11 protein-coding genes are annotated in these 10,118 nt (G+C 66.0%); 5 read left to right on the forward strand and 6 right to left on the reverse strand.

The window, feature by feature from the left end; all coding sequences use genetic code 11:
- Window positions 1-190 precede the first annotated feature (190 nt).
- The 5 genes from tgt to coaD all read right to left on the reverse strand — a co-directional run bounded on the left by tgt (window position 191) and on the right by coaD (window position 4,051).
- The gene (gene tgt, locus D3218_RS19340; RefSeq protein ID WP_119541717.1) at window positions 191-1,330 is read right to left on the reverse strand and encodes a tRNA guanosine(34) transglycosylase Tgt; all 1,140 of its coding nucleotides are present in this window, start codon (window positions 1,328-1,330) and stop codon (window positions 191-193) included.
- Window positions 1,327-2,406: a tRNA preQ1(34) S-adenosylmethionine ribosyltransferase-isomerase QueA gene (queA, locus tag D3218_RS19345; protein WP_119541718.1), complete on the reverse strand. Its 1,080-nt coding sequence runs from the start codon at window positions 2,404-2,406 to the stop codon at window positions 1,327-1,329. The genes tgt and queA overlap by 4 nt, the downstream gene beginning before the upstream one ends.
- A gap of 10 nt (window positions 2,407-2,416) precedes the next feature.
- On the reverse strand, window positions 2,417-2,887 hold the full coding sequence (locus D3218_RS19350; protein ID WP_119541719.1) for a peptidylprolyl isomerase: 471 nt from the start codon (window positions 2,885-2,887) through the stop codon (window positions 2,417-2,419).
- A 103-nt stretch (window positions 2,888-2,990) separates the two neighbouring features.
- Complete coding sequence (locus D3218_RS19355) at window positions 2,991-3,533, reverse strand: peptidylprolyl isomerase (protein ID WP_119541720.1); 543 nt, start codon at window positions 3,531-3,533, stop codon at window positions 2,991-2,993.
- A gap of 20 nt (window positions 3,534-3,553) precedes the next feature.
- Window positions 3,554-4,051 carry a pantetheine-phosphate adenylyltransferase gene (gene coaD / locus D3218_RS19360; protein ID WP_119541726.1) on the reverse strand — a complete coding sequence of 166 codons (498 nt, stop codon included), beginning with the start codon at window positions 4,049-4,051 and terminating at the stop codon, window positions 3,554-3,556.
- 195 nt (window positions 4,052-4,246) lie between these two features.
- Between coaD and D3218_RS20290 the strand changes: the two genes are divergently transcribed.
- The gene (locus D3218_RS20290; protein ID WP_280959986.1) at window positions 4,247-4,375 is read left to right on the forward strand and encodes a hypothetical protein; all 129 of its coding nucleotides are present in this window, start codon (window positions 4,247-4,249) and stop codon (window positions 4,373-4,375) included.
- 48 nt (window positions 4,376-4,423) lie between these two features.
- On the opposite strand, the gene gyrA is transcribed toward D3218_RS20290, so the two are convergent.
- A complete protein-coding gene (gene gyrA, locus D3218_RS19365) occupies window positions 4,424-7,177 on the reverse strand; it encodes a DNA gyrase subunit A (RefSeq protein WP_280959987.1) in 2,754 nt (917 codons plus the stop codon).
- A gap of 217 nt (window positions 7,178-7,394) precedes the next feature.
- Between gyrA and D3218_RS19370 the strand changes: the two genes are divergently transcribed.
- The 4 genes from D3218_RS19370 to D3218_RS19385 all read left to right on the forward strand — a co-directional run bounded on the left by D3218_RS19370 (window position 7,395) and on the right by D3218_RS19385 (window position 10,069).
- Window positions 7,395-8,027 carry a MarC family protein gene (locus D3218_RS19370; protein ID WP_119541722.1) on the forward strand — a complete coding sequence of 211 codons (633 nt, stop codon included), beginning with the start codon at window positions 7,395-7,397 and terminating at the stop codon, window positions 8,025-8,027.
- 149 nt (window positions 8,028-8,176) lie between these two features.
- Window positions 8,177-8,554: a YybH family protein gene (locus D3218_RS19375; protein WP_119541723.1), complete on the forward strand. Its 378-nt coding sequence runs from the start codon at window positions 8,177-8,179 to the stop codon at window positions 8,552-8,554.
- A 445-nt stretch (window positions 8,555-8,999) separates the two neighbouring features.
- Entirely contained in the window at window positions 9,000-9,659 is a 660-nt protein-coding gene (locus D3218_RS19380) for a hypothetical protein (protein WP_119541724.1), read from the forward strand.
- Between the two features lie 95 nt (window positions 9,660-9,754).
- Entirely contained in the window at window positions 9,755-10,069 is a 315-nt protein-coding gene (locus D3218_RS19385; protein WP_119541725.1) for a hypothetical protein, read from the forward strand.
- Window positions 10,070-10,118 lie beyond the last annotated feature (49 nt).

Here is a 10,118-nt window from a genome sequence, read left to right on the forward strand (position 1 = left end):
CGCTGGCTCAACTTCCCGGCCAATCAACCAAACCTTCCGGTCCAGCCCATCCGCCCCCGGCGCCTCCGCCGTCGTCGTGAAGCGGCTTATAGGGGAGCCAACACCCAACGGTCAACCGGAAAAAACGGGAAAAGGACGAAATTTCTGTGCGACGCGTTCCTCGGCCCGTTCCTGGCGACCGAAGCGGGGTTCAGGATCGTGCAGTCCCCCTCTCCCGCTCGCCGCGGACCCAGCCCTCCGTGGTCTCGGCCACGAAGTCTGCGAACGCGCCGCGTTCGATGGCATCGCGCGCCCCCGACATGAGCTGCTGATAGTAGGCCAGGTTGTTCCAGGTCAGCAGCATCGCCCCCAACGTCTCCTGGGTACGGACGAGGTGATGGAGGTAGGCGCGGGAGTAGTCCCGTGTGGCCGGACAGGCGGACCGCTCATCGAGCGGTGCGGCGTCCTCCGCATGGCGAGCGTTCTTCAGGTTGATGCGCCCGTGCCGCGTGAAGGCGAGCCCGTGGCGTCCCGCTCGCGTCGGCATCACGCAATCGAACATGTCGATGCCGCGCATGATCGATTTCAGGATATCGTCCGGCGTGCCGACGCCCATCAGATAGCGCGGCTTCCCGTGCGGAAGCACCGGGACGGTTTCCCCCAGCATCGCAAGCATCACGTCCTGCGGCTCGCCGACCGCAAGGCCGCCTACGGCATAGCCCTTGAGCCCCATGTCCCGCAGCCTCTCGGCGGACCGGATGCGCAACGCGGCGTCGTCGCCGCCCTGGACGATGCCGAACATCGCCTTGCCGGGCTGGTCGCCGAAGGCGACTGCGCATCGCTCGGCCCAACGCAGCGACAGCTCCATCGCCCGCTCGATCTCGGACCGCTCCGCCGGCAGACGGATGCACTCGTCGAGCTGCATCTGGATATCGCTGTCGAGCAGGCCTTGGATCTCGATCGAGCGCTCAGGGGTCAGCTCGTGCACCGTGCCGTCGATATGGGAGCGGAACGTGACGCCCTGTTCCGACATCTTCCTCAGGCTGGCGAGCGACATGACCTGAAAGCCGCCCGAGTCCGTGAGGATCGGGTGGGGCCAGCGCGCGAAATCGTGCAGCCCTCCGAGACGCGCGACGCGCTCGGCGCCGGGACGCAGCATCAGATGGTAGGTGTTGCCTAGGATGATGTCGGATCCGAGGTCCCGGACCTGGTCGAGATACATCGCCTTGACGGTCGCGGCCGTCCCGACGGGCATGAAGGCCGGCGTGCGCACAACGCCTCGCGGCATCGAGATCGTGCCGCGGCGGGCGAGACCGTCCGTCGCGGACACGTCGAATGTGAACTGGCTCAAGCGGTACGCTCCAGGAGACAGGCGTCGCCGTAGGAATAGAAACGGTAGCCGTCGCGGACGGCATGCGCATAGGCGGCCCGCATGCGGTCGAGACCGCTGAAAGCGGAAACCAGCATGAACAGGGTCGAGCGCGGCAGGTGGAAGTTGGTCATCAGGGCATCCACAGCGCGGAACTCGTATCCCGGCGTGATGAAGATGTCGGTCGCGGCGGCGAAGGGCTCGACGTGTCCCGTTTCGCGCGCCGCGCTCTCCAATAGCCGCAGGGACGTCGTGCCCACGGCGACGATGCGCCGACCCGCGTCGCGGGCCGCTTGCAGGCGCCACGCGACGTCCTCGGTGACGACGCCGATCTCGCTGTGCATGCGATGCTCGCGCGTGTCGTCCGCCTTGACCGGCAGGAAGGTCCCCGCCCCCACATGCAGGGTCACGTATTCCTGCGCGATGCCGCGGGCGGACAGCGAGGCCATGAGTTCGGGGGTGAAATGAAGCCCGGCCGTCGGCGCGGCGACCGCCCCCTCCTCCCGCGCGAACACGGTCTGGTAGTCGCGAAGGTCCGCCCCGTCCACGGCTCGCTTGGATGCGATGTAGGGCGGAAGCGGAAGGCGACCGACGGCGGCGATCGCGGCGTCGAGAGCGGGTCCGCCGAGGGCGAAGAGAAGCTCGACCTCGCCGCCTTCGCCCTTCTCCATCACCTGCGCGACGAGCGGCGCTCCGTCACCCACGGCAGGGACGAACTCCACCGCGTCCCCCACATTGATACGCTTGCCGGGCCGCATGAACGCCTTCCAGCGATCGGCCGCGATGCGCATGTGAAGCGTGGCGTCCACACCGACGCGCGACGGGCCGTCGGGCCGCTGTCGCAATCTCTCGCCGGACATCCGGGCCGGGATCACCTTGGTGTCGTTGAAGACCAGAACGTCGCCGTCGCGCAGGACGGTCGGAAGATCTCCGACCAGCCGGTCTTCGAAAGGGCCGGATGCCGCGACGCGAAGCAGCCGGGCCGATTCGCGCGGAAGAGCGGGTCGCAGGGCAATCCGCTCTTCCGGAAGTTCGAAGTCGAAGAGATCGACCTGCACGGTTCTGGGATCAGGCGTCCGCTGCGACGCGCATGGTGGTGATCGAGTCGGGATCGCGCACCGGCTCGCCGCGTTTGATCTTGTCGACCGCGTCCATGCCTTCGACCACCTCGCCCCAGACCGAATACTGGCGATCCAGCCAAGGCGCCCGCTCGAAGCAGATGAAGAACTGCGAGTTCGCGCTGTTCGGGTTGGCCGTGCGGGCAGCCGAGACCGTGCCGCGCTTGTGCGGCTCGGCGCTGAACTCGGCCTTGAGGTCCGGCTTGTCGGAGCCACCGGTGCCCGTGCCGGTCGGGTCGCCCGTCTGGGCCATGAACCCGTCGATCACGCGGTGGAACACCACGCCGTCGTAGAAACCCTCGCGGGCGAGCTCCTTGACGCGCGCAACATGGCCGGGCGCGAGGTCGGGGCGCAGCTTGATCACGACCTGTCCCTTGGTCGTCTCCAGCACCAGCGTGTTTTCGGGATCCTCGAAGGCCATAGCCCGTCTCCTTATCCATGAACGAAGGCGGCCCGGATCGACCGGACCGCCCGCTTGGTTGGCTGAATGGATGAAGCGCCCCGCAGTTGCAAGGCGAATGTCGTCAGCGGGTCTGCACCTTCACCATCTTGTCGGGGTTCTCGACGGTGCCGTTGTTGGCCTCGTCGCCCTTCTTGATCTTGTCGACGACGTCCATGCCCTTGGTCACTTCGCCGACCACGGTGTACTGCCCGTTCAGGAAGTCGCCGTCGGCGAGCATGATGAAGAACTGCGAGTTGGCCGAGTTCGGATCCTGCGCGCGCGCCATGCCGACCGTGCCGCGCTTGAACGGCGTGTCGGAGAACTCGGCCTTGAGATCGGGCTTGTCCGACCCGCCCATGCCGGTGCCGGTCGGATCGCCGGTCTGGGCCATGAACCCGTCGATCACGCGGTGGAACACGACGCCGTCGTAGAAGCCTTCCTTGGCCAGGGCCTCGATCTGTGCCACGTGCTTGGGCGCCAGGTCGGGGCGCAGCTTGACGTCGATCTCGCCCTTGTTGGTCTCGATGACCAGCGTGTCGCCGGCACCGGCGGTCTGCGCATGGGCCGGCGCCAGGCTGGCCATGGCGACGGCGGCAAGAAGGCCGAGTGTCGGAAGAACTTTCATGGATGAACTCCGGGCGGCTCTCACGTCGCGGAGAGCTTTCGTTTCAGGGCGGCGGCGACATGCTCCGGTACGAAGGAGGACACGTCCCCGCCCATTCTGGCGATCTGGCGGACCAATGTGGCCGTAATGGGCCTCGTGGCGCGGCCCGCGGGCAGGAAGACGGTGGTCAGCGCCGGCGCCATGGCGTCGTTCATGCCGGCCATCTGCATCTCGTAGTCGAAGTCGGTTCCGTCCCTAAGGCCCCGAACCAGCGCCGCGGCGCCCTGGCGCCTCGCCTCGTCCACAACGAGGTCGGAGAAGAAGGAGACGCGCACGCCACCGGTGCCGCTTCCCAACAGGGGCAGGCAGTCGCGGATCAAGGCGGCGCGTTCCTCCGGGTCGAAGAGTGGTGCCTTTCCAGGATGGATTCCGACCGCCACGACCACCTCGTCGAAGAGGCGGCCGGCGGATCGCAGGATGTCCACGTGGCCGAGCGTTGGCGGGTCGAAGCTTCCGGGATAGAGGGCGATTCTCGCCATCATCTCTTCCTAACCATGACGAACGATCGTTTCGGAACCGTGCGCACCGCGGCAGCGCGGTATGAATTCGCAAAGCATTCGAGCCACAGACTGAAAGGGTCAGAAAGCGAGAGTGTTTTACGAATCGGGTTCGCCCATCCGTGGAACGATTCGTCAACCCTTTGCGTTATGGCGCTGTAATCAGGAGAGAAATCCATGCTGTTCCTCGCCTTGTCGCTTGCGATGGTTGCATCCCTTTCCACCGCGACTGTGATCGCAATGCATAACGAGGCCAGCAAGCAGCGCGCGAAGGCCTTCGCGCGCAAGCCGAAGATTCTCGGCTGACCGAGCACGGGATCAGGGCGGCGGGCAAGCCACCGCCCCGTCCCGTCGTCAGTCGGCAGTCTCGTCCGGCAAGCCATCCGCGAGGGCAACGTCCTCGCCGCCCTGGTCCGGAATACGTTCGACGGAGACCACTCGTTCGTTGTCCGCCGTGTTGAAGATCGTGACGCCCTTGGTCGCCCGACCAGCAATGCGGATCCCTTCGACGGGCACACGGATCATCTGGCCTCGATCGGAGATCATCAGCACCTGATCGTCCGGCTCCACCGGAAAGCCCGCCACGAGGCGTCCGATGTCGGACAGTCGCGAGATGTCGGTGGCCCGGATACCCTTGCCGCCACGTCCGCTGGTTCGGAAGTCGTAGGACGAGGACCGCTTGCCGAAGCCGAACTCGCTCAGCGTCAACACGAACTCTTCCGCCGCGCTCATGAACGCGTAGCGTTCCTGGCTGAGCGACACTTCCTCCACCGTCTCGTCCTCGACGCTGGCCTCGCTCGCGACGCCCTCGCCTTCCACCGCGCGTCGCATCCGCAGATACGCCGCGCGTTCCGCCGGCGAGGCGTCGACATGGCGCAGGATCGCGAGCGAGATGAGGCGATCGCCCTCGGCGAGAGCCATGCCGCGCACGCCCACCGAATTGCGGCCTGCGAACACACGCACGTCGGGCACCGGGAAGCGGATGCACTGGCCGCTGGCGGCCATCAGCAGAACGTCGTCGTCCTCGCCGCAGACGGCCACGGCCAGGATCTCGTCCTCGGCCTCTTCGAGCTTCATGGCGATCTTGCCGTTGCGGTTCACCTGGGTGAAGTCCGACAGCTTGTTGCGGCGGACGGTGCCCTTGGTGGTCGCGAACATCACGTTCAGCCGCTCGGCCGCCGCCTCCTCGTTCGGCAGCGGCAGGATCGAGGTGATCCGCTCGCCCTTCTCCAACGGCAGCATGTTGACCAGCGCCTTGCCGCGCGACTGCGGTGTGGCCAGCGGCAGGCGCCAGACCTTCTCCTTGTAGACGATGCCGCGCGAGGAGAAGAACAGGACCGGCGTGTGCGTGTTGGCCACGAAGAGACGGGTCACCGAATCCTCGTCGTCCTTCAGCGACATGCCGGAACGGCCTTTCCCGCCGCGTCGCTGCGCCCGGTAGACGCTGAGCGGGACACGCTTGATGTAGCCGCCGTGGCTGACGGTCACCACCATGTCCTCGCGCGGGATCAGGTCCTCGTCGTCGAGGTCGGCCGCGCCCTCCAGGAGTTGCGTGCGGCGCGGCGTGGCGAACTCCTCGCGCACGGCCGCGAGTTCTTCCTTGATGATGTCACGCACCCGCACCCGCGACGACAGGATCTCGAGATAGTCGCGGATCTCGTTGCCGATCGCGTTCAGTTCGTCGCCGATCTCGTCGCGGCCGAGCGCGGTCAGGCGCTGAAGGCGAAGGTCGAGGATCGCGCGCGCCTGCGTCTCCGAAAGACGATAGGTGCCGGCGTCGCTGATGCGATGGCGCGGATCGTCGATCAGCCGGATCAGCGGCGCGACGTCCTTGGCCTCCCACTCGCGCTCCATCAACTGCTCGCGGGCCGTGGTCGGGTCCGGCGCGTGGCGGATCAGGCGGATGATCTCGTCGATATTGGCGACGGCGATGGCGAGGCCGACCAACACGTGCGCCCGCTCGCGCGCTTTGCGCAGGAGGAACTTGGTGCGGCGCTGGACCACCTCCTCACGGAAGGCGACGAAGGCCGACAGCATGTCGAGCAGCACCATCTGCTCGGGCTTGCCACCGTTGAGCGCCACCATGTTGGCGCCGAAGGTCGTCTGCAGCGGGGTGAAACGGTAGAGCTGGTTGAGGATGACGTCGGACGAGGCGTCGCGCTTGCATTCGATCACGACGCGATATCCCTCGCGGTCGCTCTCGTCGCGAATGTCGGAGATGCCCTCGATGCGTTTCTCGCGCACCAGATCGGCCATCTTCTCGATCATCGTCGCCTTGTTCACCTGATACGGGATCTCGGTGATGACAATGGCCTCGCGGTCGCCGCGCATCTCCTCCACATGCACCTTGCCGCGCATCAGGATCGAGCCGCGCCCCGTGGAGTAGGCGTTCTGGATGCCCGCCCGGCCGAGAACGATCGCGCCCGTGGGGAAGTCCGGCCCAGGGATGATCTCCATCAGCTCGGGAAGCTGCAGACCCGGATTGTCGATCAGCGCGATGCAGCCGTCGATGAGCTCGCCGAGATTGTGCGGCGGGATGTTGGTGGCCATGCCGACGGCGATGCCGCCGGAGCCGTTGAGCAGGAGATTGGGCACGCGCGCCGGCAGGACCACCGGCTCGAGCTCGCGCCCGTCGTAGTTCTCCTGGAAGTCGACGGTTTCCTTGTCGATGTCGGCCAGGATCGCGTCCGACACTTTCTCCAGGCGGCATTCGGTGTAGCGCATCGCCGCCGGCGGGTCGCCGTCGATCGAGCCGAAGTTGCCCTGCCCGTCGATCAGCGGCGCGCGCAGCGAGAAGTCCTGCGCCATGCGCACCAGCGCGTCGTAGATCGAGCTGTCGCCGTGCGGATGGTACTTGCCCATCACCTCGCCGACGACGCCCGCCGACTTGCGATACGACTTGTTCCAGACCAAGCCCATTTCGCTCATCGCGTAGAGCACGCGCCGATGCACGGGCTTCAGGCCGTCGCGCACGTCCGGCAATGCGCGGCTGACGATCACGCTCATGGCGTAATCGAGGTAGGACCGCTGCATTTCCTCGATGATCGAGACCGGTTCGATACCTGTCGGACGTTCGGGCTGCGTAGAATCGGGGGGTAGGTCGGACAAGATGAAATCCCGGTCAGAATGTCTCGTCCTTATATAGGAAAAGACGCCGCGGACGCAAATCCAAGCATTCGCATTCCTTTTTCGGGATCAACGACTTACATCGACGCGTCCATTTTTGGCGTCACGTTTGCCGACGGCTGTCGGATACGCCGCCGTCGCGGCGCGGCACGGCGGCGGCTATGACGGGTGTTCCACAGCGTTTCGCGAAGGCTCTCGCATGATCGAAACCCTCCTGAACGGCTTCGCCACCCTCTTCGTGATCATCGATCCGATCGGTCTCGCGCCGATCTTCCTCGGGCTCACGCCGGGCCTGTCGGCCAACGAGCGGCGGCGCATCGCGCGCAACGGCTGCCTGATCGCCTTCCTGATCCTCGCAGCCTTCGGCCTGATCGGCCTCAGCGTTCTCGGCGCGCTGGGCATCTCGCTCGGCGCCTTCCGTGTCGCCGGCGGGCTGTTCCTGTTCTGGATCGCGTTCGAACTCGTCTTCGAGAAGCGCAAGACACGCAAGGAGAAGGACGCCCAGACCGCGATGACCGAGCATGAAGCCGGCGAGATCGCGGCGGTGCCGCTTGCCATCCCGTTGATGGCGGGCCCCGGGGCCATCTCGGCGGTGATCCTGCTTTCCGGCGAGTTGCCGAGCGCGGCCGGCCAGGGCAGCGTCGTGCTTGTGATCGCGCTGACCGTCTTCGCGACCTATCTCGTGCTGTCGGTGGCCGACCGGTTCGAACGGCTGATGGGCCAGACCGGCCGCGCCGTGATCACGCGCCTCCTCGGCGTGCTCCTGGCTGCTCTCGCGGTCCAGTTCGTCGGCGACGGGATCAAGGCGCTGTTCCCCGCCGCCGGCGCATGATGCACGGAACCCACGCATAGTGCGGAAGTAACGGATCGTGCGGCCCATCGGCATCGTGATCGGCGGCGCTGCGCAACCATGCGATAGGAACTGCTGCGCTCGGCCGATTGGCCGCGTCTGAACGAACGAAACCACACAGGAACCGAAGAATGCCCGACGATGCCCGGCACCTCGAAGCCGTCGTTCGCGAAATGGCGGAGGCGCAGACAGCCGATCAGATCATGAAGCATTGGGCGTCGGAGGTCGCCTGGTTCGACATCTCCGCCGAGAACCTCCACGGTTACGACGCGGTCCATGCCGAGTTCGACCGGCAGTTCGGAAAGCTCGTGGAATGCGGCGCCGACTTCCTCGAACTCGATTGCCACGTCAGCGGCGACGTCGGGTTCGTACGCAGCGTCCAGCGCTTCTGGGCACAGACGAAGACGGGGGACCGCCACGACATGACCACGCGGCAGACCGACTGCTTCCTGCGCCGCGACGGAAAGTGGACCCTCGTCCATCAGCATATCTCGCTCCCACAGGCGTAGGCGCGAAGCGCTCCCTCGCTGGCGGGGATGCGCCCGTGCGCCTTGGTGCGGGAACGGTGTTGGCGGATGGGGTGAGACAATCTCGGCCCGCCGCCTTGTCGTTGAAAACGTTGTGCAATTTCCGATCTGGCAGCGGTGCGTGTGTAGCAGGCTGGTGTAGCATTAGGCAAGGGCGCGTCGGACAGCGGGGAGGCCCCAGAGCAGTCGGAGACGTGGGCGCTTTCCGTTCGGTGCAGCGTCCTCGGTGGGACCCACGCCGACCCCGCCTCTTTCTGACAAGAAAATCTTTGAGCCCATTCGATGGAAGCGAGACAGCTCCCTTCCCCCCGTAGGCCGGGGTCAAGCGTGAAGTGCCGGTCGACCGGACATCGTCATGCAGCCTTGCTTTTCTTCTTCCGTTCCTGTCTGCCAGGGGACGGTCGCAAATCAGGAGCCTCCAGAACGCATGAGGAAGTGCCAAGTACCGGGCTGCGGGGAGATGACCACGCGCTTCGGTCGCTACTGCACCAGCCACAAGGCTCGGGCTCGACGCCATGGTGACGTCTACCAGCGCGGGGTCACCGCTACGGAGCTGAAGCCCTTCGTCATGAAGGTCCGGGCGAGGATAGCGAAGAACGCCGACAACCCGCTCTGGGGGCAATGCGAGGCCCGCTGGAGGGCCATCGTGGACCATGCGGTCGGCATCAGCCGGACCTTCCAGTCGGGCCAGCCGGGGAACCGCTACGAGCATCAGGCGGCCAAGATGGTCATGAACGTGGGCTCGCAGGTCGAGCCTCGTGCGGTCGTGGAGACGGCCTTGGCGATGTACCTGATGCGGGAGGCGGACCCGCACCGCTTCACCTCTGACGGGGCCTTCTCGGTCCAGCTCGCGAGACGCCTGCGGGGCTTGGGCGAGGTGAACGCTGCGACGACCATAGATCGGTCAGGACGGCAGCGGCGGGTCTACCGGGAGCTTTCCCCCAAGGTGACCGGCGTCATCGCCCAGTGGGCCGCACAGGCGCTGGGAGCGGCCGGCATCATCATCGCGAGGCTGGAGATGAAGGAGGTGGAGGCCGCCAGAGCCGAGCGGGACGCCTTCAGCGATGCCTTGAGCCGCCTCACCTGACCACATCCGAGAACCATGCACCGGCCGCACCACGGGGGACCGTAGGTGCAGTGACTGCACTTGTGCCGGCCGATGCCGAGACCAGAGGAAACCCCATGAGCGACACGGCAGCGGAACCGCAGGGCGTGATCAATCCTCAGGTGGATGCCTTCGATGCCGACACGGACTTGGAGCTGATGAGCCCGCGTGCGGAGCTGGAGGCGTTGGCAGCTTCGGTGACGGTGACCGAACGTCCTGACCAGCTTGACCTCAAGGACATCCACGAGCGCCCCGAGGTCTTCCAGCCGAGGGACCGGGTCAGCGAGCAGCACATCCAAGAGCTGGTCCGTGCGATTGAACCGCCCCGGGTTTGTCGGAGGCTCCAACTCTTGAGAGGATGGAGCCATGACGAAGAGAACACCGCCGTTTAGTCCCGAGGTCCGCGCCCGTGCGGTTCGGATGGTGATGGATCACCGTGAT

This window comes from Aureimonas flava (genome assembly GCF_003583935.1).
Lineage (GTDB): Bacteria > Pseudomonadota > Alphaproteobacteria > Rhizobiales > Rhizobiaceae > Aureimonas > Aureimonas flava.